22 protein-coding genes and 1 pseudogene are annotated in these 25,611 nt (G+C 40.8%); 14 read left to right on the forward strand and 9 right to left on the reverse strand.

Going from position 1 to position 25,611, the window contains the following annotated elements; all coding sequences use genetic code 11:
• Positions 1–41: 41 nt before the first annotated feature.
• From H6G69_RS17185 to H6G69_RS17195, 3 genes are all read left to right on the forward strand, one after another.
• Entirely contained in the window at positions 42–785 is a 744-nt protein-coding gene (locus H6G69_RS17185; RefSeq protein WP_190689577.1) for a phycobilisome rod-core linker polypeptide, read from the forward strand.
• A gap of 210 nt (positions 786–995) precedes the next feature.
• Complete coding sequence (locus H6G69_RS17190) at positions 996–1,709, forward strand: phycobilisome rod-core linker polypeptide (RefSeq protein WP_190689580.1); 714 nt, start codon at positions 996–998, stop codon at positions 1,707–1,709.
• 110 nt (positions 1,710–1,819) lie between these two features.
• Complete coding sequence (locus H6G69_RS17195; protein WP_190689583.1) at positions 1,820–2,587, forward strand: phycobilisome rod-core linker polypeptide; 768 nt, start codon at positions 1,820–1,822, stop codon at positions 2,585–2,587.
• Between the two features lie 303 nt (positions 2,588–2,890).
• Here H6G69_RS17195 and H6G69_RS17200 read toward each other — a convergent pair whose 3' ends face one another.
• The 7 genes from H6G69_RS17200 to H6G69_RS17230 all read right to left on the reverse strand — a co-directional run bounded on the left by H6G69_RS17200 (position 2,891) and on the right by H6G69_RS17230 (position 12,962).
• The gene (locus H6G69_RS17200) at positions 2,891–4,294 is read right to left on the reverse strand and encodes a ferredoxin:protochlorophyllide reductase (ATP-dependent) subunit N (protein ID WP_190689585.1); all 1,404 of its coding nucleotides are present in this window, start codon (positions 4,292–4,294) and stop codon (positions 2,891–2,893) included.
• A 144-nt stretch (positions 4,295–4,438) separates the two neighbouring features.
• Complete coding sequence (locus tag H6G69_RS17205; protein ID WP_190689588.1) at positions 4,439–5,200, reverse strand: DUF5331 domain-containing protein; 762 nt, start codon at positions 5,198–5,200, stop codon at positions 4,439–4,441.
• A gap of 29 nt (positions 5,201–5,229) precedes the next feature.
• Entirely contained in the window at positions 5,230–6,096 is an 867-nt protein-coding gene (bchL, locus tag H6G69_RS17210; RefSeq protein ID WP_313951269.1) for a ferredoxin:protochlorophyllide reductase (ATP-dependent) iron-sulfur ATP-binding protein, read from the reverse strand.
• A gap of 707 nt (positions 6,097–6,803) precedes the next feature.
• Positions 6,804–7,043: a TIGR02450 family Trp-rich protein gene (locus H6G69_RS17215; protein WP_190689591.1), complete on the reverse strand. Its 240-nt coding sequence runs from the start codon at positions 7,041–7,043 to the stop codon at positions 6,804–6,806.
• 27 nt (positions 7,044–7,070) lie between these two features.
• Positions 7,071–9,701 (reverse strand): MASE1 domain-containing protein, encoded by a 2,631-nt coding sequence (locus H6G69_RS17220; RefSeq protein WP_242072092.1) that lies wholly within the window; start codon positions 9,699–9,701, stop codon positions 7,071–7,073.
• A gap of 556 nt (positions 9,702–10,257) precedes the next feature.
• Positions 10,258–11,667, reverse strand: coding sequence for a PhoX family phosphatase (locus H6G69_RS17225; protein WP_190689596.1), 1,410 nt, complete (start codon positions 11,665–11,667; stop codon positions 10,258–10,260).
• A 224-nt stretch (positions 11,668–11,891) separates the two neighbouring features.
• A complete protein-coding gene (locus H6G69_RS17230) occupies positions 11,892–12,962 on the reverse strand; it encodes a YheT family hydrolase (RefSeq protein ID WP_190689715.1) in 1,071 nt (356 codons plus the stop codon).
• 153 nt (positions 12,963–13,115) lie between these two features.
• Between H6G69_RS17230 and H6G69_RS17235 the strand changes: the two genes are divergently transcribed.
• The gene (locus tag H6G69_RS17235) at positions 13,116–13,847 is read left to right on the forward strand and encodes a response regulator transcription factor (protein ID WP_190689598.1); all 732 of its coding nucleotides are present in this window, start codon (positions 13,116–13,118) and stop codon (positions 13,845–13,847) included.
• Between the two features lie 414 nt (positions 13,848–14,261).
• On the opposite strand, the gene chlP is transcribed toward H6G69_RS17235, so the two are convergent.
• On the reverse strand, positions 14,262–15,482 hold the full coding sequence (gene chlP / locus H6G69_RS17240) for a geranylgeranyl reductase (protein ID WP_397326939.1): 1,221 nt from the start codon (positions 15,480–15,482) through the stop codon (positions 14,262–14,264).
• 222 nt (positions 15,483–15,704) lie between these two features.
• Here chlP and yidD point away from each other — a divergent pair, with 222 nt between their 5' ends.
• The 10 genes and pseudogenes from yidD to H6G69_RS17290 all read left to right on the forward strand — a co-directional run bounded on the left by yidD (position 15,705) and on the right by H6G69_RS17290 (position 23,847).
• A complete protein-coding gene (gene yidD, locus H6G69_RS17245; RefSeq protein ID WP_190689718.1) occupies positions 15,705–16,223 on the forward strand; it encodes a membrane protein insertion efficiency factor YidD in 519 nt (172 codons plus the stop codon).
• Between the two features lie 153 nt (positions 16,224–16,376).
• Entirely contained in the window at positions 16,377–17,393 is a 1,017-nt protein-coding gene (locus H6G69_RS17250; protein WP_190689721.1) for a TOBE-like domain-containing protein, read from the forward strand.
• Positions 17,394–18,534: 1,141 nt separating this feature from the next.
• Positions 18,535–19,215 (forward strand): hypothetical protein, encoded by a 681-nt coding sequence (locus H6G69_RS17255; RefSeq protein WP_190689604.1) that lies wholly within the window; start codon positions 18,535–18,537, stop codon positions 19,213–19,215.
• A 57-nt stretch (positions 19,216–19,272) separates the two neighbouring features.
• A complete protein-coding gene (locus tag H6G69_RS17260; RefSeq protein ID WP_190689608.1) occupies positions 19,273–20,526 on the forward strand; it encodes a hypothetical protein in 1,254 nt (417 codons plus the stop codon).
• Positions 20,527–20,788: 262 nt separating this feature from the next.
• Entirely contained in the window at positions 20,789–21,181 is a 393-nt protein-coding gene (locus H6G69_RS17265; RefSeq protein ID WP_190689611.1) for a carboxymuconolactone decarboxylase family protein, read from the forward strand.
• A 177-nt stretch (positions 21,182–21,358) separates the two neighbouring features.
• Positions 21,359–21,550 carry a hypothetical protein gene (locus tag H6G69_RS17270; RefSeq protein ID WP_190689614.1) on the forward strand — a complete coding sequence of 64 codons (192 nt, stop codon included), beginning with the start codon at positions 21,359–21,361 and terminating at the stop codon, positions 21,548–21,550.
• 55 nt (positions 21,551–21,605) lie between these two features.
• Positions 21,606–21,884, forward strand: a pseudogene (locus H6G69_RS34395) (type II toxin-antitoxin system PemK/MazF family toxin); the annotation flags it as partial.
• A gap of 30 nt (positions 21,885–21,914) precedes the next feature.
• The gene (gene hetI / locus H6G69_RS17280) at positions 21,915–22,634 is read left to right on the forward strand and encodes a 4'-phosphopantetheinyl transferase HetI (protein WP_190689628.1); all 720 of its coding nucleotides are present in this window, start codon (positions 21,915–21,917) and stop codon (positions 22,632–22,634) included.
• A gap of 61 nt (positions 22,635–22,695) precedes the next feature.
• Positions 22,696–23,172, forward strand: a complete 477-nt coding sequence (locus H6G69_RS17285) for a Uma2 family endonuclease (RefSeq protein ID WP_190689632.1) — start codon at positions 22,696–22,698, stop codon at positions 23,170–23,172.
• A 21-nt stretch (positions 23,173–23,193) separates the two neighbouring features.
• The gene (locus H6G69_RS17290) at positions 23,194–23,847 is read left to right on the forward strand and encodes an SMI1/KNR4 family protein (protein WP_190689634.1); all 654 of its coding nucleotides are present in this window, start codon (positions 23,194–23,196) and stop codon (positions 23,845–23,847) included.
• A gap of 244 nt (positions 23,848–24,091) precedes the next feature.
• Here the strand turns inward: H6G69_RS17290 and H6G69_RS17295 are convergent, their stop codons facing one another.
• A complete protein-coding gene (locus tag H6G69_RS17295) occupies positions 24,092–25,606 on the reverse strand; it encodes a thioester reductase domain-containing protein (protein WP_190689646.1) in 1,515 nt (504 codons plus the stop codon).
• Between the last annotated feature and the right edge of the window lie 5 nt (positions 25,607–25,611).

Genomic DNA, 25,611 nt, shown 5'->3' on the forward strand with positions numbered 1-25,611 from the left:
CTTCACACTTTTTTGATGACCAATGACCAAATCCTAAAACTATGGCAATACCTTTACTCGAATACAAACCCAGTTCTCAAAACCAACGTGTCCCTGGCTACGAAATCCCCAACGAAAACACCCCCAGACCCTACCGTATAGAAGACTGTGCTGATAGTGGCGATCTTCAAGAATTAATTTGGGCAGCTTATCGCCAAGTCTTTAGCGAACATGAAATCTTGAAATTCTTCCGCCAAGGCAACTTAGAATCTCAAGTCAAAAATCGCGCTATCACTGTACGTGACTTTATTCGCGGCCTCGCTAAATCTGAAGCCTTTCGGACTTTAGTCATCGAGACAAATTCTAACTATCGTTTAGTAGAAATTGCCCTGAAACGCTTTTTAGGTCGTGCGCCTTATAATAAAGACGAAGAGATTGCTTGGTCAATTAAAATAGCAACAGCTGGTTGGGATGGTTTTGTTGACGCTTTAATTGATTCTGAAGAATATCTCACCAACTTTGGCGAAAACATCGTACCTTACCAACGCCGCCGTTATAAAGATAGACCCTTCAACCTAGTCACCCCTCGCTACGGTAACTACTGGCGCGACAAACTAGAAGATGCTCGTTATATAGAAGGCGACATCAAAAACTTCTTGGCTTTGGCTAACTCCCTCAACATTAGACAAATTACTTATACCCCAGTTAACCTAGCCAACATCAAAATTCCCGACACCACCAGAGAAACAGTACCCCAAGGTATTCCTGTATCCATCAATTCCAGTGCTAATTTCCCTGTGCGGTAAGGGCTTTTTTTCAGTGGTTTGATAAAGGTATAAGAAGGATGATTGTTTGCACAAGCTAACTAACAACCTTCTAAATTTTTTTCCGTCAAGTTACTAAATACTTATAAAAAGTAACTTATCCCAATTGGAACAATTATGGGTTTCAAATCCAAAACGGTAAAGACGGACTAAGTATAAGATGCCAACCTTATTCTGAAGGCGGTATTTAGTATGGCATTACCTTTACTCGAATACAAACCTACAACCCAAAATCAAAGAGTTAGTAGCTTCGGTACAGCAGATATCAACGAAGATACACCTTATATCTACCGTCTAGAAACAGCTAACTCTACTAGCGAAATTGAAAGACTCATTTGGGCAGCTTATCGCCAAGTCTTCAACGAGCAAGAAATTCTCAAATTTAACCGCCAAATCTCCTTAGAAACCCAACTTAAAAATCGGTCAATCACAGTTAAAGATTTTATCCGTGGTTTGGCCAAGTCAGAGCGATTTTATCAGCTAGTAGTCACACCAAATAATAACTACAGGTTGGTAGAAATGTGCTTGAAACGGTTGTTAGGTCGCTCTCCTTACAATCGTGAAGAAGAAATAGCCTGGTCTATTCAAATCGCCACTCGCGGTTGGCATGGATTTGTGGATGCCTTGATTGACAGTGAAGAATACACTCAAGCCTTTGGTGACTACACTGTACCCTATCAGCGCAAACGCATGACCGTAGACCGACCAATCAGCTTTACTCCCCGCTATGGTGCTGACTATCGAGACCGGGCAGGTATTGTCAGAGGTGGTGTTTATCGCTCCTTATCATATATACCTGGTCAAAATGTTGATGGAGCTGCACTGTTAGGCGTATTACTAGTAATATCCGCAGGGATAACTTTCTTGCTAGTACTAAATTGGTTAGGAATTCATACTGGGTTCTAACCTAATGCGGGACAATAGATAAAGCATGAGTGAGGATTTGAGCAATCAAACCTCCTCATTAATTAACAGCTAAATCTCTGTGTAATCTTTTAATAAGAGGAAAAAGCAGCATGGCACTGCCCTTACTTGAATACAAACCCAGCAGTCAAAACCATCGTGTTAAAAGCTTTGGTATCGCTGACCAAAACGAAAATACACCATATATCTATCGCATAGAAGATGTCAGTTCTTATACTGATATCCAAAACATCATTTGGGCAGCTTACCGCCAAGTTTTCAGCGAACATGAAATTCTCAAGTTCAACCGCCAAATCACTTTAGAATCTCAGCTGAAAACAGGCGCAATTTCTGTGCGTGACTTTATCCGGGGTTTAGCTAAGTCTGAGGCTTTCTATCGTTTGGTTGTTTCAGTCAACAACAACTACCGTTTAGTTGACATCACCCTCAAACGTTTATTAGGTCGTTCTTCTTACAACAAAGAAGAAGAAATCGCTTGGTCAATTGTGATTGGAACCAAAGGTTTTAGCGGTTTTGTTGATGCTTTGTTAGACAGCGAAGAATACTCTCAAGCTTTTGGTGATAACACCGTACCTTACCAACGCAAGCGTTTGGTAGACCGTCCTCACAACTTGGTTACACCTCGCTACGGCGCAGATTTCCAAGAAAAAGCAGGTACAGTTCAAACCGACTGGCGTTTTACCTTGGAAAAATTCTACACCCGCAAGTTCCAAGAAAGACAGCTTGCAGAGGGCGACCCACGCAAATTTGCCGATTTGGCAGCAGCAATTAATCCTAGCGGTAACTACGCTCAAAGACTCTCATCCTTTGATATCGATTATCTTGCAGCAGTGCCTTATCGTGGTGGTAACAGACGCTAAGATTAAAAATTTAGTTGTCTAAAATTTCATACTGGGTCTAGTTTTTGCGTTGATGTAATAACCAGCAGCTTATTTGTTAGTTGGATGTTGCGTTGAGTGAAACCTAGACCCAGTTGTTTTTATAGTAGTAAACAATAGACTTCTCTAAATACTTGGTGTTGCTGACAAGACTGTTTAAAAGAAATTTTATATTTTGCACTCTTCTTTGCGCCTTTGCGCCTTTGCGCGAAACAAAATAAAAAAGGCGGACTTAAAGTCCGCCCTAAAAATTCTCTTTTTATAGACTAATTCGCAACCCAAATTTTAAATCTTTGCTTCTTCTCTCACTAACTTATCCCAACCCAAATCTTTCAAATTGTTATTGCGACGCAATGGGCGAGTGACTAATTCTAAAATGTCACGGGCATTGCTAAAACCGTGAATTTGAGCAAAGGTAAATTCGACTGACCATTTGGTATTAATACCCCGTGCTTCTAATGGGTTAGCATGAGCCATACCCGTAATTACCAAGTCTGGTTTTAATTCATAAATGCGCTGGACTTGGTTGTAATTATCTGGTTTTTCGACAATTTTGGGTAAAGGTACACCCATTTCATGGCAGGCTGTTTCTAGCATGGCTAATTCTGCGGCTTGGTAGCGTTTATCCATGTAAGGAATGCCAACTTCATGCACGGTCATTCCACAACGCACCAAAAAGCGTGCTAAGGAAACTTCTAGCAAGTTATCGCCCATGAAGAATACAGACTTGCCACGAATTAGTTTGACATAATCTTCTAGGCCTGCCCAAATTTGAGCTTCTCGTTCTTCTAAACCTGTGGGTGTGATGCCAAATACTGAACAAATTTTCTCTATCCAAGCGCGAGTTCCATCAGGGCCGATGGGGAAGGGTGCGCCAATCAGTTTGCATTTGCGACGGCGCATTAAGGTGGTAGCAGTGCGGCTGAGGAAGGGGTTAACACCAGCAACGTAATATCCTTCTTCTAGCACTGGTAATTCCGTGAAGCGTTTGGCTGGTAGCCACCCAGAAACTTTGATGCCTTGTTTTTTTAATTCTAGGGTTAATTGGGTAACAACAGGGTCGGGGAGGGAGCCAAAAAGAACCAGGGGTGGGTGATCAACGTATGCTGATTCTTCTTGGACTACTTCTTCTTTTTTCTTACCAAAGTTGAGGAGCTTTTGAATGGCATTACGATCGCTCTTTTCATTTTCTGTCACCGGAGCTTGACTTGGACAACGATTTGCCATTGCCGCTAAAACTGTGTCTTCCCCTTGGGTAAAAGCGTAATCTAAACCGTTAGCACGCGCTACAACAATGGGAATACCAATTTCCGATTCTAACTTGGGTGCTAAACCTTCCAAGTCCATTTTGATGATTTCGGTGGTACAAGTACCAATCCAAACAATCACACTCGGATTGCGATCGCGTTTAATTTGCTCACACAATCGCTTCAACTCGTTGTAGTCATTCAATTGTGCGGAAATATCACCCTCTTCTAACTCTGCCATTGCATAACGGGGTTCAGCAAAAATCATCACCCCCATTGCATTTTGGAGAAAATAGCCACAGGTTTTTGTGCCAATCACCAAAAAGAAGCTATCTTCAATTTTTTGGTACAACCACGCCACGCAACTAATGGGGCAGAATGTATGGTAATTCCCAGTTTCGCACTCAAAGTTTAAAGCTTCTGGTTGTTGAGCAACAGTCATGATTAATTTTCTCCCCTTGTTATTTAAAGGCAGTAGTTATTTGCCGCAGATGAAAAAGGGATGAGTACAAAGATGAAGGATGAAGATTAAATTGCCCATTTCATTCTTCACCCTTGAGACTTCAAACTTTTTCAACCGCAACTATTAAGCATTGGGGAAGAGACGGGCAATTTCTGATTCATCAAAAACACCTGTGGGTAATTCTTCCCCTAAGAAATCATTATTTTCTTCACCTTTTTGCAAGGCTGTTTCATCACCCCAAACATCAGACAGTACATCGCTAAAAGCGTTTTCGTCTGGTGTTTTAAGATCATTTAATATTTCGTCATCTAGCTGGCTTGCTGATGCGGTGTCTCCATCAAAGGAAACATCGCCAAAATCATCTTCGGTTGCCGCGATCGCGGGTTCAAACTCTTGCTTGTTGTCTGGTTCGCTCGGGAAGGAAATTTCACTTAATCCATTGTCATCTTCTTTCGATTCCAGCGAATCTAAGCCAAAACCATCAGTGTGCGAAATCGCTAGAGTTTCATCATCAATATTATTGTCATCAACAACAATATTTTCTTCTACAACTACTGTTGACTCGTATTGGCTGGTTTCTGGTTCTGCTGGAGGATGGCTCAAGCGGTTTCCTAAAGCGATATCTGGATCAAAATGCAATTCCAACACATCAATTAATGTGTCAGCATCAGCATTCAATTTAGAAAAGGGCAACATCAACTGCGCTAATTTCGGTTCCAGCGCGTTCACAACGCCCAGGATGAGGTAAGAAGGTGGTCGCTTCCCGCCATCAGGGGTGTATACCGATTCCACTTCCATGTGCAGAGTAATCCATTCCCGGTTGGCCTGGAAGAACTGCAACCACTTTTGTCTTATTGAATCTGTAAAGCTATTAAAGAAAGCCATATTGTTCCTCATCCTGAGAACTTGGTGATTTATACAATCATCAAGTCTAATTCCTCTTCGTGATTAGGAACCTGTGGTTTACGCGGATTTAGATAAAAATCGGATAACAAAGAAAACAATTCCCGATCCGGAGCATCATTTGGTACTACTCCCTCTGGGCGTGCCAAAATTTGGTCGGCAATGTTGAGATAATAGTCGCAAACGTAGTTCAGGGAAGGATCTGACTCGGCCATCTCAAACAATGTTTTACCTTTAACGCGTGATACGCGGATATCTTCAATTAACGGCAAAACCTCTAGAACTGGCATGGGGACTGCTTCTACGTATTTCTCGATCAAGTCCCGCTTAGATGTGCGGTTGCCAATTAACCCGGCTAAACGTAGAGGATGAGTTCTGGATTTTTCTCTGACGGAAGCGGCAATCCGGTTAGCAGCAAATAACGCATCAAAACCGTTGTCAGTAACGATCATGCAATAATCTGCATAGTTTAAAGGAGCTGCAAAGCCACCACAAACTACGTCACCCAAGACATCAAATAAAATTACATCGTACTCATCAAAGGCATTGAGTTCTTTCAGTAATTTTACGGTCTCACCAACTACGTAGCCACCACACCCTGCACCAGCAGGTGGGCCACCAGCTTCTACGCAATCTACTCCACCATAACCTTTATAAATTACATCTTCTGGCCAAACATCTTCGTAGTGATAGTCTTTGGACTGAAGAGTGTCGATAATTGTGGGAATCAAAAATCCAGTCAAGGTAAAAGTACTGTCATGCTTTGGGTCACAACCTATTTGCAGTACTTTTTTGCCCCGTTTAGCTAAAGCGACAGAGATGTTACAGCTAGTTGTTGACTTGCCAATACCGCCTTTTCCGTAGACTGCTAGTTTCACTGTTATTTGCCTCTTATAGTTTTTTCTCAAACCTTCGGCTCAAACATTGGCCTTCACCTAGCCGCCGATGGCAATGTGTGAGGTAGTTGAGTGTCATTATTGACGAAATTACAGAGAAAAGAAAGGGGCTGAAAATATGAAAAATGAAGTTATTAAGCTTATAAAGCTATATTTAATTTATTTTTAGTCTAAAAATCAAATTAAATCGTTTATTTATTCATAAAAACCTATTTTAATAACTTTATTTAACTTTTTTAATAAAAATAGTTTCAATAGACAAAAATTAAAGTTCTACTTTTTTATAGCTTTTAAGACCTAGCCCATAACTATTTGGTGAGTTTTAGATTGGCTTGTGCGTAAGTTTTCACCTTGAAGCATGGGGTAATTTGAAAACTGACACGCTGAGGTCTAAAACTCCGATTTCTGCAAGCAGTTCCAAAATTTTCCTGCTTTTGCAGTGGTTGGGTGGTCTAATTACCTAAGTTCTGAATTAATTAGGACTAATTGCGGATATGAAAAATCAAGGGTTTGGGGGAGTTTGTAGGGGTGTAGGTGTTCACAACCCATACATCCTCACACCCTTACACCCCTTCTTAACAAATAACCTTTGTGTGTAATTCTTGGGCGGAAAAGTTTATTTGTGAAAAATTATAAAATTAAAGCTTTTGCCGAAAATTTCTTACATCTGAGTAATTATGCTCAATTCATTAAATAGCTTCGATTTCTTGTAAAGATTGCCATCCCGCCAACCATTGAGAGCGGTCTTGTAAGAGTTTGGCATTAATCCAGAAACGCACATTAGGGTCACAGGAAGCGACCATTTCGGCATAAACCCACTTACCTTGATTTTTGCGGTTGACGACTTGAAAGTGTCGCCAACCATCTACTTTTTGTCTTGCTGTCCACTTAGAACCAACTAGGTAAGGAAATTTGGGCTTTTTAGTCATTGGTCAATTGAAGTCTGAGATAACTGACTATGGTGAGGCGGCTAAGGGAGTTAAAATTTGACCGATCGCCGCTAGTAACTGTTCTAATTCTATGGGTTTAACTAGGTGTATTTGATATCCAGCCGCTAGAGCTTGTTGTTGGTTAATTTCCCCGGCATAGGCTGTTAATGCGATCGCAGGAATTGTACCCCCTTGTTCGGCTGGCATAGCTCTAATTAAGCGGATGAGCATATAACCATCAATTCCGGGCATTCCGATATCACTTAATAGCAGATCAGCCTTAGATGTCGCCAAAAATTCTAAAGCTTCACCACCAGATGCGATCGCAGTTACCTTAGCACCAAACTGCTCTAACATCACTGTGAGAAATTCACCTGTGTCTGTATCATCATCTACCACCAGAATATTCAACCCTGCCAAATCTAAGGTGTCCTTAATTGCCTCACTTTTTTGATTTGTCGGCATAAAATCAGGCATCAGGGGCAATTTAACTATGAATGATGCACCCATTCCTTCTCCCCCACTCTCAGCTTGCACTGTGCCACCGTGCATTAAAGTTAAATGACGGACAATTGCTAGCCCTAAACCCAAGCCACCAAATTGTCGCGTGATAGTACCATCGGCTTGGCGAAAGTAATCAAAGACATGAGGCAGAAAATCTGAACTAATGCCCTTACCATTATCATTAATTTGAAGTTGGGCAAAAGTATTTACTTGCTCTAGTTTAATTTCCACTTGACCGCCAGTCGGCGTAAACTTAACGGCATTAGACAGCAAATTACAGACTATTTGTTGTAGACGAGCCGCATCACCAGCAATCCACGCGGTATTAATTTCTAATACTTTTTGAATTTGGATACTTTTTGTGGCAACGGCTAAATGCACAGTATCCAAAGCAGCTTCTATAATGTCAACTAAATTTACAGGTTGAATATTTAGAGTAATTTTTCCTTGTTGAATCCGAGAAACATCTAATAAATCTTCAATTAATTGAATTTGTAATTTTGCATTCCGCTCAATTGTTTCTAATCCATGATTGAGTTTAGCATCTTCATAAGTGCGTCTTCTCAGTAAGGTAGACCATCCCAAAATAGGATTGAGAGGAGTTCTTAATTCATGAGATAAGACAGCAAGAAATTCATCTTTGATTTTATTCGCTTTTTCCGCTTCACTCCGCGCTGACTGCTCTCTAATTAGTAGATTTTCTCGCTCTACTTCTGCTTGCTTGCGCTCAGTAATATTCCTAAAAAAGATAGCTAAACCTTCTTCAAAAGGGTAAGCATGAATTTCTAACCAAATATTTTTATGGGCATAGAAGGCTTCAAAATGCACAGGTATTTGATGAGCGATCGCTTTTTGATATTCTTGCTCAACTTCCGTACCTTTCATAGCTGGCCATTGCTGCCAGTAGTTATGTGAAACTAAATGTATCGGTTGTACTTCTTGAATTTTTGCTGCTTGCTGATTGGCATAGGTAATTTGCCAATTTTGATTCACAGCAATAAAAGCATCTGTCATGCTTTCTAAAATATTGCTGAGGCGATTACGCAAAGCTTGTTCCGCTTTGAGTAATTTATCTTTCTCCTGATTTGATTCTTCTAACCGAACATTAGTTTCTACCAAAGAATCATTTAATTGTATGAGTTTTTCTGATAATTCTGCCCGGGCTTGATACTCTCCTAATCTTACTTTTTCTACCGCTAATGCTACTTGCACCTTTGCTCTTTCTGTAATTGCTACGCCGACCAATAAAGTCACAATTGACTGTACTAACAGACTCAATTTGTGAACGTGTAAAACTTCAGCGTGTACAGGAAACCTAGGTAGTGATATTGCATTGGGATAAACAACTAAATAAAAAAACAGCGTCACTAATATCGAGAAAGTAGAGACAAGCATTCCTGAAGTGACTCCACAGCGAGTAGCCGCCCACAAAACAGGAATAAAGCTTAAAAAAGATAACTGTTGAAATCTAAATTCTGTTTGACTACTAGCTGCAACTTGTGAAACCGTCAAAGAAGCAATACTGATACACAAAAATAAAATCGTAATAAATTCAAATAATATCCGCAATGAAGGGCGAAAACTAATAGAAAAAAATTCATTATCTGCTGCTTGAAAATCCGATAACCAACCCCAAGATTGCAGATAAGGCGTGAAGACTAAAAGAGAAGTTGTCGCAATTCCCATAATTCCAATGGCATTACCCAACCACCAATGGGGAATACTGTTAATTAGGTTGGTAACAGGCATTTTACCGATAGCTACCCACGACAAACTACCCAACACAGCCAAGCTACCACTTGCTAATAAAGGTGCGCTGATACTAAAAATAGCTGCATCTCTGAGACTATTAAAAGTCAGAGAACCCTTCCAAAGACGACGATAAAGTAGCCAAGCAATTGATGGCTCAATCATATCTAAAAAGCCAATCAATTGTTCGCTACCTTGCAAACCCCAAAAAGGAGCCATCACAAAAGATGCAATGCCCGTGAGGATGATACCATCAATCCCAAACCAGAAACTCAAAGCGATCGCCACACCCGATGGTGGAAACCACAAAGAAACTCCCGGTTGAATGCGGTAGATGAGTGCCATCTCATGAGCCACAACTAAGATGAGTAGGCCTAATGATAAAATTACAAGCTTTCGACGCATGAAAGAAATCTTAATAGATTCTGGCTGAATTTGCATTACAGGATACGCAGTTAGGTTAATAAATTAACAACCAACCAAGTTCAGATAAAAATAATTCACTGCCGATGTCCACAGATAAATTCCCTTAAATCAAGCTCAGTTAAAAAACATCTATTTTGCAGATTGCAATTACATCAAACTCTTGTGGGTTGGACATCTTGTCCGCCCATTTGATGCAGGTTAAATATGGAACAGCTTATTTAGTGGATTTATTGGGTTGTTATCAACAATAGCAATTTGATTTGATTTTTGAACTTACTTATGAAAATAGGTATCAAGGAATGCCAAGTATACTGATTCTTGGGCAAAAATCGAATTAGTCCGCCAAAATCTCATACCATGTCTTAGTCTTTATTAAGACTGAATATCAGAAAAACAGAATCAAACTTAAAAATTATTTAAAATAAAAAATAGAGCCTAAGAAAGACTCTATTTTTCTACTAAAAAATTAATTGATTGACCTGAGATTGAATTTGCTCAATATCTTTATCGATTCATCACATTAGCTAAGTAACTACTATTTTTTCCCAGATTCCCAACTTTCGCCACGCCGACGTTTCCAAGGCCCCCAAATGGCACAGGTAATTCCTGGAGTCTGGATATTCACAAACATGGTATTACCATAAGGTGAGAAACAAACACCCGCAAATTCACTGCCATTAATTGCATTTGCGGCAAACTGATAAATTTCACCCTCTTCGTTCACACCTTGAACATATTCTGTACCGCTACCGTCTTCGCAGAGGAAGAGGTCGCCAAAGGGTGAAACAGTAACGTTATCAGGGAAATTCAAGACATTTTCATCAGGAGATTCGACAATCAACGTCAAAGTGCCTTTATTTGGGTTACGATTATCAGGCTTATAGGCAAACACTTGTCCTTGCCCCACATTACCGCCATTGGTACAAGCAAAATAAATCAACCGATTTCCATAGGCTGCACCTTCACCACGCGAGAAAATCGCTGCGCCTTTTGCTTGCGCTTGACCCCTGACAGAAGTATCAAAAGCATTAGTCGCCGGATCGACATTATCAATTGCTACCCATCTCACAGGCAATGGTTGATTTTTATATTTCAGAAAATCCTTGCCTGTATTAACCGCAAACATTCCTTCAATAGCGAGCGCCTCCAAAATTCCGCCACGACGGAGATCGCCATATTTATAGGGACGGAAGCGATAGAAGCAGCTATTACCATCATCTTCAGTTTGGTAAACCCATCCAGTTTCAGGATCAACCGCCACCGCTTCATGGTTAAAACGCCCCATTGCTACTAGAGGAATGGGTTTAGCAACCTCAATATCGGCTGTTGCAGGCACTTCAAAGTTATAACCATGCTTTTTGGTAGCTCCATTAGTCCCAGGCAGAGTTAAATTTTCCTCGCAGCTAACCCAAGAACCCCAAGGAGTTGGGCCACCAGAACAGTTACGAATAGTCCCAGCCAAAGAGACAAAATGCTTTCTCACCCGACGGTCAGAGCCAACCACAATTGTGGTTGTACCGCCACCAATTTGGTCATATACATATTCAGGAGCCGCTATTGCCCCATTCAAAGTTGGATTTAACTCGTGATTTCGTACCAAAATGGTGGTGTTTCTCAGGCCAGGAAAAGCAGCCATACCATCATGAGCGCCGGGAACTTTATTTCCATCGTTCATGAATTGGCCTGTATAAGATATGGCGGTGTAGTTAAAACCAGGAGGGAGTGAGAGTAAAGGAGTTGTGCTTAAATTAATCCCATCCAAAACTACACCGACAAGTTCATCGGCATTTTCTGGCAGTTTTGGTTGTAAAGGGCCATAACCTACTCCGCGTGCAATGTCTCCGCGTGCGACCTTGGCATATAAAGCTTCCAAAGGAGAAAGCATGGTAACACCAGCTGCGCTAGTGCCAGCTAAGGTAAGAAACCTACGTCTTGAATAAGCCATTCTGCTTAATCTCTTTTTTCCTGATAGAGCGGCAATCAGGTGAAAACTTATTTGACGGAGATTAAGCCGAGATGATTTTTAGTTTAACGGCTGCTTAGTTAAAACTAATCATTAGGTTAAGAGAGAAGAGGGTGTAGGGTGTAGGGTGTGGGGTGTGGGGTGTAAGTGAGTCAAATCTTCAACACTCAGTCGCAACAACTACCTTTTCTATATTTCCCTAGCCCCTAGCCCCCAGCCTCTAACCTCTGAATTTCCAGCCATTGTAAAATCCGATTCCACGCCCACCAAGGATCAGGGTCTTGTGCTTGGTGCTGACACTCTTTACTGCTGAGATAGCCTACGTGACCACCGTGAGGGGTGAGTAACAAGTCTATGGCTGAATTTTCAGCACTTGCGGCTTGTAAATCGGCAATGATATCTGGATGAAATAAAGGATCGTCGGCGGCATAGATAATTAGGGTTGGTTTATCAAGTATTGGTAATATTTGTAAGGCACTGCTAGCTTTGTAGTACGCTTCTACTGAGGGAAAGCCTAGCCTGTCAATTACCAGTTCGTGGTCAAAGTCCCAGATGGTATTTGTTCTTTCGATGGTAGCGGGGTCAATTGTTCCAGGATGAGTATCATGAATTCGCCAAGCCAGTTTTTTTAATTCGCGCACAATACTGGCTTCTAATAATCTACCAAAACGGTCTTTCGTGAGGTAGGTGAGCGATCGCAATGAATCCAAACTTGGGCAAATTACGGCACTACCACCAATATCGCTATATGTAATGCCTAAATCTTCAGACCCTTGAGTTAACTCTGCTGCTGCTTTTAGCCCCCACAAAGCTAATTGTCCACCCAAAGAAAACCCCATAAACCAAAACTTACTGGGACACCCCATCGCCGCAGCTGCGGCGGCTAGACGCACAAAATCCTCACCCTCATACAACCCATCAGAGGTTAAAGTAGGCGATAACTCTGCTGTTTTACCGTGGGCGCGCCAGTCAAATAACAAGACGGCATAACCTTGAGCATAGGCTTTACGTCCTAATAATCGCAAAGACCACTCTTGCTCTAACTCGCCTGTAATTCCGTAGGTCGCAATAATCGTACCGCGAGCATTGTTTGGTATTGCCACCCAACAAAAAATCGGTACACCTTGCCCACCTAGGAATATTGTTTTATGATAGGGCGGCTCTGGATGTTGAGTTGTGCTTTGCCAATAACGTTTACCCCAAAAAGCGGTGTAAACTGTCATCGCCAGACCATTTTGCAAAAACTTAACCGGATTGTAGGGTGAGTAACACATGATTTTTAAAATTTCGTGTACCTTAGTTCTGATTTTTGATTAATTAGTTTTAATATTTATGTTAGATTTAAAATCTTTTTTATAATCAAGACAGAAATCTTTGTATCGACCAAAGATTCTTATTTTTCCTTAATAAGTAGCAATAATTTTTTAAGAATGCCGAGGATTCTTGTAATAGACGATGACCCAGCAATTTCAGAGCTAGTTGCCGTCAACCTAGAAATGGCTGGCTACGATGTCAGTCAAGCTGAAGATGGCATCAAAGGTCAGGCGTTAGCTCTCCAGCTACAACCAGACCTGATTATGCTAGACCTGATGTTGCCGCGAGTAGATGGTTTTACAGTTTGTCAACGCTTACGTCGGGATGAACGGACAGCGGAAATTCCCGTGTTGATGTTGACTGCTTTAAGCCAAACTCAAGATAAAGTAGAAGGCTTCAATGCAGGTGCAGATGACTATCTCACCAAACCTTTTGAAGTAGAAGAGATGCTGGCGCGGGTACGTGCTTTATTACGGCGCACAGACCGTATTCCCCAAGCCGCCAAGCACAGCGAGATTCTCAACTATGGGCCGTTAACTTTGGTTCCCGAAAGGTTTGAGGCGATATGGTTTAGTGAGACAGTCAAACTAACTCATTTAGAATTTGAGTTACTACACTGTTTGCTGCAACGTCACGGACAAACGGTTTCTCCTAGCGAAATTCTTAGGGAAGTTTGGGGTTACGATCCTGATGATGATATTGAGACGATTCGAGTCCATATTCGCCATTTAAGAACGAAACTCGAACCCGACCCCCGCCATCCTCGCTACATCAAGACGGTATACGGTGCAGGATATTGTCTAGAATTACCTAGTGTCCCTCCATCAGTTGAAGAGGCTTCTGCATAAGCAGTTGAGTTACTCGCTTCATTCCTTGTTCTCAGTTAACTCAATGGATGTGTCCTTCTGAGGGGAATGCAGTTTAGTGATTGTACCAAGGGAAACTCTACTCTCGCCTACCTGACTCTACAAAAAGCTACCCTCCAGTAGACACGATTTTGCGGAGGGCAATGCTTGGTAGACGAAGTTCAAATCTATGAAAAGTATCGGCGTTCCTGTCGCTACGATTCTTACTAACGCCATACTTGGTAAAATTACACCCATGCTTCACTAGACAACCTTTGTATTCAATTGGTGAAGTATTGAGTGTTTAGATACAAAACTACAGAGGAGTAGAGACATAATTAATTCACTAGGTACTAACACCATGAGAATTATCTACGTCCCTTCTCCTCTGCGGTATTGATGAGATGATTGCTGCTTTTAGGGAGCAAGAGCATTACCGCGAATCAAACTACCAATGGTTTTAGCAGTAATTTTCAGCTGGGTAATGGGGTTGGCAGGCACAACGGTTTTGTACAAATAGCTATCGAATGTTAGCCTTTGCACATCCATGTCAGCACACATTTCGACGAATGCTTCACGGGTAGCGTCAGAACGATAGAACACGCTCTGCAAAATGTCTAGCACTTTGTAGGTGAGTCCGTATTTTTTATCCCAACGCTTGATGTACTGCTTCAGGTCGTTTTCTGTGGGTATGCGGCTACCGTTGTTCGAGGTTTCGACGATGGTTTCAGCACACATCCGGCCAGATTTAGCAGCAAAGTAAATTCCTTCCCCAGAAGATTTGGTAACGTAGCCAGCAGCATCTCCGACTAGGGCAATGCGACCAACAACGCGGCGGGGACGGGGATGTTCGGGAATTGGGTGCGCTTCGACTTTGATAATTTTACCGCCTTCGAGTTTTCTGGCAGCCCGGGCGCGAATACCTGCTTGTAACTGTTTGATACTGGCTTTATTGACGTGCATTGTGCCAGTACCGACGGCTACGTGGTCGTATTTGGGGAATACCCAAGCGTAGAAATCGGTGGAAACGTCATCACCGACATACATTTCGGCGAGGTCGTTGTAGTACACCATTTTTTCTTGGGGTAAGCGAATGCGCTCTTGAAAAGCGATCGCATAATTATAATCCCCTGCGTCCATTTCTTTGGCAATGCGGGAATTTGCCCCATCCGCCCCAATAATTAAATCTACTTTCAGGGTTTTAGCCACACCCTGTACGCTGCCATCTGCATGATCAACGTAATGAATTGTATAAGGGTCGGTGTTGTTTGTGGGTATATCGACTTTATGAACGGTAGCGTTAATTAAATTTGCACCTAACTTAGCCGCGCGATTTCGCAAAAAGCTATCTAAAACTTCGCGGCGGCACATTCCTATATATTCTTCTTCTTTTTCCAGATTGATATCAACCTCACGATTGGAAGGCGAAATCATTTTCATCTTCCGCACCCGGCGATCGATAATTTCTGGTGGTAGGTCAAATTCACCCACCATACACAGGGGAATAGCACCCCCACAGGGCTTGGCATTGTCCAGCTTACGCTCAAACAGGTAGGTTTCAATCCCGGATGCAGCCAGTGTTTCGGCGGCAGATGAACCAGCGGGGCCTGACCCCACAACAGCAACCCGTAGTGTCAAAGGTCTTCTCCCAATCTTGACATTTACCGAAAGCATCGTACCACGGTCTTTTGGCTGATTTTGCGCTCTACCTCTCAGTTTTGACAGAAATGCAATATTCCTTAATATTCCGATACAAAACTGGTGAGTAGATAGTCTATGGTAACGATTGTCTGGGATTTAGGAATGGTGATTAGCTGTGGAGAATTGGGCATACTGTTTCCTACTCACTATCCCCCAATCATGCAGATTTCTTTATTAGACTCTCTTTCCAGACGAGCCAGTATCATGGCTATTACTAGCTATCAAAGACATATTTCACCACACAAAGGTTTTGTTTGCGCTCACAGAATTTTGTATGGGGGTGCTTCATGTTCTGCGTATGTCAAAAAGGTGGTTGCACAAGAAGGTTTAAGGGTAGCGTTGATTAAGTCACGCGCCAGATTTCAAGCGTGCAAACAAGCTAACTTAATTCTGCACAGTCAATCTCATAATTCGGAATCTACAGATTCCGAAGATACAGCAGATATACAGCACCAAAAAAAAGAAAAAGACAATGGTTTGTGGCCAAACTCAAGTTGCCGTAGTTCAGACCTAAATGGTTGTACAGATTGTGCAGATTTAAGTTGCAATTGTGCTGATATTGGCAACACATTATCTGATTGTGATATCTCACATTGTCAGGCAATCGATGGCAATTTTCTTGATTGTGGTGGTGCTGATTGTAGCTTTCTTGATTGTGGAAGTTGTGGGGGAGCGTAACGGAAATAATTACAGATGAAAACTCACACAAAGTGTTGAAAAAAGCTGAAATTGAAAGCAGAAATAGTTTGAGTTAAAAATTTCTGTATGGTATAAATATAACACGGTAAGCCTAGCAAAGTGCCGTATTTAAGTAGCAGAGGTATAGCGGCGGTGGGTATAGTAGTCGAGAATGTATCCAAGCATTTCGGAAGTTTTAAAGCAGTTGATCAAGTTGATTTAACAGTTAAGAGTGGGTCATTAGTGGCATTACTTGGGCCGTCTGGATCTGGTAAATCTACTTTACTCAGGTTAATTGCTGGGTTAGAAATGCCCGATAGTGGCAAAATATTGCTTACAGGTAAAGATGCTACTCATCAAAGTGTGCAAGAACGCAATATTGGGTTTGTGTTTCAGCACTATGCTTTGTTTAAGCATATGACTGTGCGGCAGAATATTGCTTTTGGCTTAGAAATTCGCAAAGCTCCACCCAAGAAGATTAAGGGTCGGGTAGAACAGTTACTAGAACTAGTACAATTGAGTGGATTAGGCGATCGCTATCCTTCACAATTATCAGGTGGTCAAAGACAACGGGTAGCACTAGCGAGAGCCTTGGCTGTAGAACCGGACGTACTACTACTAGATGAACCCTTTGGTGCGCTAGATGCCAAAGTTCGTAAAGACTTACGGGCATGGTTACGCCGCCTCCATGATGAGGTTCATGTTACCACTGTTTTTGTCACCCACGACCAAGAAGAAGCGATGGAAGTATCGGATGAAGTCGTGGTGATGAATAAAGGGCGAGTAGAACAGGTAGGTACACCTGCTAACATTTACGACAACCCAGCTTCAGCATTTGTGATGAGTTTTATTGGCCCGGTAAATGTCTTACCTAGCACCTCGAGAATTTTTCATAGCACGGAGTTTGATTCGCCACACCCAGAAGTCTTTTTGCGTCCCCAAGATGTGATCATTGAAAAACAAGCTAACGGCACAACAACACCAGCCAAAGTTAGCCGCTTAATTCATTTAGGTTGGGAAATTCAAGTAGAATTAACTTTGGATGATGGTCAAGTAGTGACAGCACATCTAACACGCGATCGCTTCAACGAGTTAGAGCTAGAACCAGACCAAAGAGTTTACGTCAAACCAAAAGATGCCAAATCTTTTCCTTTATATTACTCAATCTAAAATTAGAAATATTTAACCAAGCTCAGGGATGAGGAAATTTTTCTTCATCCCTCTTTTTATTTGTCGGCGTTGCTGATTAGAGGGATGTTTTTTGTTTCGCGCCTTTGCGCCTTTGCGCGAAACATCGATAGTTAACCTTGCTAAAAATGCTGGGAGCATCCCGCATTTATGCAACGCTTATTTGTCTAGTACCAATAGCACTTACAAGGAAGGGTGTGGGGGTGTATGTTCACCCTAAACCCCTACACCCCTACACCCAGTCTCAATAGACAATCTTTGTACGTAAGTCTGAGACTAACTACAAACAAGCCTGCGTAGTCAAGCTGTAACAACACAACCGTAAATATCTATAAAGATTTATAATTCTTCACATTTATATATGTATATACTTACTGTGCATATTCATTACCCAATATGCTGGTGCAGAAAGCGTCAAGAATTCAAGTGGGAGTGTTCGATTTTTAAAGTTGTCTATACAAATTTTTCATGTCGTCTGCCGAATGGTAGAATTTCTTATCAAAATAGGGTATAAGTTTTGACAACTTTAATACACTAATTCCTAAAAATGCGTCATGAATATCAATTTTTCCACAGACAACTCTCTGCCATTATATGGAGATAAATCAACAAAACCCCAGTGTTTCTAGGCTAAAAACTCATTCATACTATAACTTTCCTGGGGGAACCAGAATTTAAGATAATAACTATAAAACTATTAGTTTGTTAACAGTTCAACAGATAAGCATCATGAATCAACACTTATTAATGGCAAAAATATAAGAGAGCATAAAACATCAAATATACTCCTTATAGCTTGATTGTTGTGTAATTAAATTCACCTGTAGCAGTTAATCAGCCAAGTATTAAACAGCAAAGAATGATACAACAAAACACAAATAAAAACTGATGTGGACTAGATTGCTGAAAGTATTAACTTCTATAAACTCCTTAGCTAACAAAGAACATATGATGACTGTGGTTGGCTTCATAAAATCTTATCAATTGCTACAGGCAAACCTAGTAAAAACCGATGAAAATTAAAGGAAAAAAAAGTTACTTGGCCTTATGATGTAGGATCTAAACCCATAGTTATTAATAAAGTCCCTATTTTTGACAAAAAACTAAGACAAAAGGTCAAAAGATGAAAATAATTACATATTTGTCTAAGACATTATTTATACAAGTGCTGACTGTGGCTGCGTTGTCTAATCTGACACTTGCGCAACAAACACCTACAGCACCTCCAGAAAGCACCCCACAAAAAATTTGCTCTTTAGATCCTGTTGAGAGTTTGCTACCCTCAACTCAATCAAAAACGAGTAACTCTTTATTTTCGTATCTAGCGCAAGAAGGATTCACCCAAAACAAAGATGGTTCTTGGGTATGTTACGTCAACGATCCCAACAAAGAAGGACGTTATTACACTCTGTTTAAAGTTCAAGAGCAGAACGGCAAGCTAGTAGGTAGTTCTTTTTTAGACAACGGTAATTTAATCGCAGGCCAAGATACTCGCACTGTAGACTTTTTTATGAAGCTCGTAGAGCATCATACAGATGGCACTTCAGAAAATCGTGAAAGTATCCGTAAATATTTAGAATCCTTTATTTCTCTGGTGAAAGAGGGAAAAATTAAAGCTTCTCGACGCGGATTTCTCTTTGACCAACCTAACCGTGCTTTAGTTCTATACCACGAACTCAGTGCAGGAGAACTCAAAGGCACGGCAATTACCTTGAATCTTCAACTAGCTAATAGCACTGATTCCAAGCCTAAGAGTTTAATACGTACTTCCGTTAGGGAGAAGTTAAGACCGAGCCAAAAATGATACCCGTTGTGTAATTGCGTGTGAGTAGTGTTTTTTAGATTTATCGGGAGATGTATCTTGCTAAAATCAACTGTCAAAAGCATTGCTGTTTTGTTAACGTCTTTGGCAGTAGTAGTATCTGTTTGTCAGTCTGCTAACGCACAACTAAATGTAGGACAACGCAAAGTACAGCGAGGCCTAGAGCGGGAGTATCTTCAGTATCAACTGGGGCAGCGTAATCTTAGCGATATGCTGGTGATTCCCGGATGTAGCGTGGGCAGTGGTACTGGTTGCAATAAAACAGGAAGCGTCCTGCAACAAATACTGGCAATGAATGGTGGCCCTAGCTACTACGACCTAGCAATTCGAGCCGCCGGGGGAAAATCTAATTTTGATGCTTTCTCTGCTTACTACGGTAACAACCCTAGAATTTTAGAAGTTCCTTTTGCCTCATTTTGGAAAAACCAATCTCCCCAGGTGATGGATGGCTATCAATATGTTCTGGGGCAGAGTGTAAGTAATCAGCCTGTGTTGGGTTTAGGCGCAGTAACTAAAAGATTTACTTGGTCGCCAATTTCTAGAGGTGATAACGCTCTAAGTCCTCGTCAAGGATTACTGGATTTTAAGTATGCTTTTGGACGAGAACTGTTAGTTGAAACCTCAAAAGTACCTAACCTAGAACAACAGATTAGGTCTTTAGATTTGCCGCCAGAGATGACCCAGTTCTACTTGAACAACCTCTCTAGGGGTTTAAATGCTCTAAATACAGGCAACGAAGCAGTTTTACAAGACAGCATATTAAGAATCGTATCTTTTCCCTATTCACCAAATGCTACAACCTCTGGTGACTATGGACGTGTACCGATTGGTCTACCAACAGAATTCAACAATTTAGAGGGTATACCAACTGCTGCAGGTGATATCGTAACTCCCGATATTGCTCTTGGTAGTGGAGCAGAGCTTATTGCTGTGCCAGATACTACTGTTGCTTTAGATGTAGGTGAGTTAGCAGGAGCAAGCGGTTTTAATCCCTCTTGGCTATTGCCACTAGTTCCCCTAATAGCACTGCTATTCGCTGGTGGTGGAGATAATTCCTCTAGCAGAGCGTCATCTGATGTACCAAATAATCCTGGGCCTACACCGATAACACCTACACCCACACCACAATGTCCAGGGGGGGGTGGGGTGATAAGTGTACCACCTTGCGATAATCCACCGCCACCACCAGTAAAACCAGTAGATGAGCCATCGGTGATTAAAGCTGTATTGTTGCTAACTCTTGTGATGTGTATACTCAGCTGGAAGCAACGCGCTATCCAGACCAAGAATTAAGCTAAATACAGGAAATCTAGATTATAAAAAATCCCTCGGCTCACTACCGAGGGATTAAATGTATTAGTACTTTTCACCTAAAAATATCCCACTTACATAGAATACATAATTGCGATCGCTCGGTTCTGCCAAAATGCCAAGTCTGGGTAAAGGGGTTGAAGGATGTATCCAAAACTAAACCCAGTCTCAACAAACAATCTTTGTTTGTAATTTCTGTACAGACTGCTATATATATTTTTGTTAGTTCAATATTTAGATTAAGATGACCAAGCTGATCGAATACGAAGAAGCAACCGATGAAGTCCGCGCAGTTTATGATGATATCCGCGCTACACGCCAGACTGACTACATTAACAATTTTTGGAAAGCTTTAGCTAACCATCCTCCTACTCTACAAAGAACTTGGCAAACTATTAAAGAGGTGATGGCTGGACCTGGCGAACTTGATCCTTTGGTACGTGAGTTGATTTATATCGCTGTCAGTGTGACCAATAACTGTGATTACTGCATATCTTCTCACTCTGCAGCTGCTCGTAGTAAGGGTATGAATGATGCAATGTTTGGCGAACTGATGGCTATTATTGGTACGGCAAATATGACTAATCGCTTGGCTAATGGTTATAAAATTCCAGTAGATGAGCAATTTAAGTCATAATCGCAAGTTGAATTAAACAACATTATGGCTGTACTGAATCACTTGTTAACTCAAATATAGGACTCGTATTTGATTTGGGAAAAAAACTCAGTACAGTTTCTATTCTCTTGTTGAGTAATGACTAAAATTCACTCATAAGGCTCATGTTATGCTTTAATTAGGTCTAGAAACAAGACTATGACAGCTTTAGTACAAGAACTTCTCAATACTTTTGACCGTTTGACAGATTCAGAACGCTTGGAGTTAGTATTAGAAATTTTAAAGCGGACAGTTGATTTAGACTTTCCGCCATTATCGGACGAAGATTTGGTTCTGAATGCTGAAGGACTTTTTCTAGAATTAGACGAACAAGAAACCATGTATGAGTAGTCCTGAACGTGGTGAAGTTTGGCTAGTTGATTTAGGCTAAGTAGCAAAAGTCAGACCATGTCTAGTCATTAGTATTCCTCCTCTAAATCAAGATCGTGCGTTACTAACTATAATTCCTCACACCACTGGTCTGCGTGGTTCAAGATTTGAGGTAGATATTAAAGTCAACTTTCTTAGAGCCGGGGTATTTGATGTACAAAACATCATTACAATTCCTTATGCAAAGCTATTGCGAAAATTAGGAGAATTAACCACAGAACAGCTAATAGAAGTAGAAGAAGTATTACTTTTTTGGTTGGGACTTAAGGAGGAAATTGCTGAAGATGAAGAGTAGTCGTGCATTGTCGGTGGTATAACAACTCAAATGACAGGTCTTAATCATTTATGGTTATCTGCACCCACAGATTTAACTTTATTAGCTGATGAGGTTCATGTCTGGCGAATTAACCTTGATATACCAAAGTTACAGCTAGAAAATTTAGCCGCCACTCTCTCTAGTGATGAACTCGCTCGTGCTAACCGATTTCATTTTCAGGAACATCGCCAACGTTTTATAGCTGGTCGCGGTAGTTTAAGAAGTATACTAGGCTGGTACTTGGGTATTGCGCCGCAACAAGTCCGATTTGAGTATGAATCTCGTGGTAAACCGTTGTTAGCTGATAGTTTAGCTGAGAGTGGTTTGTTGTTTAATTTGTCACATTCGCAAAGTTTGGCTTTGTGTGCGGTGAACTATGGGCGCAAAATTGGGATTGATTTAGAGTATGTGCGTTCCGTATCTGATTTGGAGGCTCTTGCTCAAAGGTTCTTTTTACCGCGAGAATATGATGTAGTGCGATCGCTTTCTTCTCATCAACAACAAGAAGTATTTTTCCGTTATTGGACTTGCAAGGAAGCTTATTTAAAAGCCACAGGTGACGGAATATCGCAGTTAGAGCAAGCAGAAATAGCCCTCACATTAACACAAAGTGCTAAACTACTCACATCTGAAGACTGGAGTTTAGTAGAGTTTACACCTGCGGAGAATTATCGTGCAGCTGTGGCGGTGGCTGGTTCTGGCTGGAATTTAAAATGTTGGCAATTTTGATGATAATTGGTGCAATAGCTTTTAGTTACAATTAAATCAATCCTATATAAAAATATTAACTATGAAATGGGAAGAAGTTTGTGAGCTTAAACAGCTACAAGATTTACCCTTCAAAATTGAATTGAATAAATGGGGTCAAATTGTCATGAGTCCCGTTAAAATTAAACATTCTTTTTATCAAGGGAGAATTCAACGTTTATTAGAATCGCTTTTAAATACAGGTGAAGTAATGCCAGAATGTGCGATTAATACATCAGATGGGGTAAAAGTTGCTGATGTTGTCTGGTGCTCAGATGAGCGATTTACTCAAATTGAAGACGAAATAGCTGCTTCAATTGCACCTGAGATTTGTGTAGAAGTTAGATCCAGTAGTAATACTTCAGAGGAGATGGAATTTAAAAGACAATTATATTTAGAAGCCCAAGCTATTGAAGTCTGGTTATGTAATGAGCAGGGTAAAATGAAATTTTATAATGCCAAAGGAGAGTTAGCAAAATCTTTGTTAGTTCCTGATTTTCCTCAAGAAATAAAACGATGATTTAATTAAAGTATAAATTGAATGTCAGATTTAACTGATGCTTTAGCAGAAATTACTAGTTTATTTAATAGTGATTTTGAACAAGGTGATATTATTTTAAATCCAGGTATAACCAAAACCCAAATAGCAGAAATCACTAACGGCTTACCATTTCATCTACCTCAAGAAATGTATGAACTTTACTCTTGGAGTAATGGAGATTATTTTGCTGGCTATAAAGTATTTGGCGGATTGTATTTTCTATCTTTAGAAGAAGCTGTTGAAAGCTATTGTAAAACTATAGAAGCGGCGAAAAAGCAAGCAATCACATCAGGTAGAGATAATTCTGACACTTGGTGGAATAAGTTTTGGTTTCCTATATTTAATATTGAAGAAGGATGTTACTTTATCAGATGCAGTCAAGAACACAAACAATCTTCTTCAGTATTTTTATATGATTATAAAGATTGGGATGATATGAGACCTAAGTATAAATATACTAATTTGGCTAATATGTTTAAAACAATTGCTGAGTGTTATCAAACAGGTGCTTATCAATTGAGGAAAGGCGAACATGGACAATATATAGAGAAAGATTATGAAAAAGAAAAATCTATTCGTCTGAAGTATAACCCAGAAGCACGCAGCACTTATTACGATGTAATATTAGGAGAAACTTTCTATCTACCAGGATAAAAATATTAAATAACCCGAGTTCGGGATAAGCCCAAACCAAGATTCTATCGTTGGCCCAAACTCTTAAAACCTACGCAAAATATCTCTTAAACTCTTATAACTCTGTGATCTCTGTGCCTCTGTGGTTCGATAAAAACTTCTTAACCCGAACTGAGGTTAAATAAACAATAATTTTAGAGACGAAAAACGAGATCCCCGACTTATTAAAGAAATCGGGGATATGAAAATCTAGAACCGCATAAATTTACAATGCAATACTCAAGAAACCACTTTCAATTAAATAAGCTGTGTAGGTCATAAACAACTTAGAATCGATTGGCGGACAGGAAATTCCACTACCTGCTAACGCTTTGACGGTTGCTTCACAGCTAATTGTGGGTCTTCTGGCTTGCAGATACAAATCGGGAATTGTGACTTGTTCTTCTGACCAGCGTTCTAACAAGAATGGGCGCAGAGTATATAAAGGATTATCAGGTGAGGCAGCATTTTTAATTAACTCTGCTTGCCATTCATCGTAGGGGAGAATCTGCACTGGATAACCAAAAGAACTCACCCACTCAACTAAGAATTTTAAAGAAACTGGGTTGGGATGTTGTAAGTGGAAAGCTTTCCCTATCGATTCTGGTTGCATTGACAGATAGACGATCGCTTTACTTACATAGTCTACAGGAGACATATCCAACATATATTCTACGTCGGGGAAGCTACCCATTTGTAGACAACCCTTAACCATCAAATTGATAAAGTCGTGGGTGTTACCGATACCTGTTTGACTATCTCCGGCGATTAATGGTGGTCTGTGGATTGTAACAGGTAAACCGCGATCGCTCGCAATTTTCACCAACTTCTCAGCTACCCATTTAGTTTGGGAGTAACCGAGGAAAATACCTTCCCAATGACTAAAGTCATCATCTTCTTTCACCACCTTACCCGCGTAATAAGGTGATTCAAATACAGCCACGCTAGAAACGTAATGTACCGGCTTGACCTTAATTTGACAAGCCAAGCGCAATATTTCTTGTGTACCTAAAACGTTAGCAGTTTTCAGTGCTGAGTAGGGATAAACATAGTTCAACAAAGCAGCACTGTGATAGATGGTGTCAATGTTGGTTGCTAACGCTTGGAATAGTTCTGCGCCAAGGCCTAACATTGGTTGCGACAAATCACCAATGACGGGAATAATGCGAGGATCTAACTCATCCTGACCAATTCCATACTGTTCTAAGTTCTTTTGCAGCTTGTTTTTACCGTCTTGGAGGCTGCTGGCGCGTACCAAGCAATACAATTCTGCGTCGGTTTGTTCTAACAGTTCCCGGATGATGAACGCGCCTAAAAAGCCTGTTGAACCTGTCAAGAAGATTTTCTTGGGTTTGTCGATAGGTGTATAAACAGCACCGCCAGGATGAATTGTGGGGTCAAGAACTACTTCAGCTTGTAAATCGAGAGTAGGGATATCAGCGATCGCATTCCCACTCGTTTGTTTTACAATTCCTGTATCTTGCCCATCAGACTGTTCTACTAATTCCTCAGCTAAACGCTCTGATAAAGCTGCAATATTAGGATAATGCCACAACAATAAAGGAGATGGTTGAAAACCCAGCAATTCTTCTAATTTACTTACCAGAGTCATCGCTTGTGCTGAGTCTAAACCATAGTTTTCTAGATTTTCGTGGATATCAATTTCGTCAGTTTCTACACCTACTAACTCAGCGAGGTTAGACACCATCCACGCTTGAATATTTGCTGCACTATAAGACATTGTTA

Source organism: Nostoc sp. FACHB-110 (assembly GCF_014697425.1).
Taxonomy (GTDB): Bacteria; Cyanobacteriota; Cyanobacteriia; order Cyanobacteriales; family Nostocaceae; genus Nostoc_B.

Bases quoted from the DNA above. Each gene is read 5' to 3' on its own strand.
- H6G69_RS17185 (WP_190689577.1), top strand. From the start codon at position 42: ATGGCAATACCTTTACTCGAATACAAACCCAGTTCTCAAAACCAACGT.
- H6G69_RS17195 (WP_190689583.1), top strand. From the start codon at position 1,820: ATGGCACTGCCCTTACTTGAATACAAACCCAGCAGTCAAAACCATCGT.
- H6G69_RS17235 (WP_190689598.1), top strand. From the start codon at position 13,116: ATGCCGAGGATTCTTGTAATAGACGATGACCCAGCAATTTCAGAGCTA.
- H6G69_RS17190 (WP_190689580.1), top strand. From the start codon at position 996: ATGGCATTACCTTTACTCGAATACAAACCTACAACCCAAAATCAAAGA.
- H6G69_RS17220 (WP_242072092.1), bottom strand. From the start codon at position 9,701: ATGCGTCGAAAGCTTGTAATTTTATCATTAGGCCTACTCATCTTAGTT.
- H6G69_RS17225 (WP_190689596.1), bottom strand. From the start codon at position 11,667: ATGGCTTATTCAAGACGTAGGTTTCTTACCTTAGCTGGCACTAGCGCA.
- H6G69_RS17200 (WP_190689585.1), bottom strand. From the start codon at position 4,294: ATGACTGTTGCTCAACAACCAGAAGCTTTAAACTTTGAGTGCGAAACT.
- H6G69_RS17215 (WP_190689591.1), bottom strand. From the start codon at position 7,043: ATGACTAAAAAGCCCAAATTTCCTTACCTAGTTGGTTCTAAGTGGACA.
- H6G69_RS17255 (WP_190689604.1), top strand. From the start codon at position 18,535: ATGAAAATAATTACATATTTGTCTAAGACATTATTTATACAAGTGCTG.
- hetI (WP_190689628.1), top strand. From the start codon at position 21,915: ATGACAGGTCTTAATCATTTATGGTTATCTGCACCCACAGATTTAACT.
- H6G69_RS17290 (WP_190689634.1), top strand. From the start codon at position 23,194: ATGTCAGATTTAACTGATGCTTTAGCAGAAATTACTAGTTTATTTAAT.
- H6G69_RS17285 (WP_190689632.1), top strand. From the start codon at position 22,696: ATGAAATGGGAAGAAGTTTGTGAGCTTAAACAGCTACAAGATTTACCC.
- H6G69_RS17295 (WP_190689646.1), bottom strand. From the start codon at position 25,606: ATGTCTTATAGTGCAGCAAATATTCAAGCGTGGATGGTGTCTAACCTC.
- yidD (WP_190689718.1), top strand. From the start codon at position 15,705: ATGCAGATTTCTTTATTAGACTCTCTTTCCAGACGAGCCAGTATCATG.
- H6G69_RS17205 (WP_190689588.1), bottom strand. From the start codon at position 5,200: ATGGCTTTCTTTAATAGCTTTACAGATTCAATAAGACAAAAGTGGTTG.
- H6G69_RS17270 (WP_190689614.1), top strand. From the start codon at position 21,359: ATGACAGCTTTAGTACAAGAACTTCTCAATACTTTTGACCGTTTGACA.
- H6G69_RS17265 (WP_190689611.1), top strand. From the start codon at position 20,789: ATGACCAAGCTGATCGAATACGAAGAAGCAACCGATGAAGTCCGCGCA.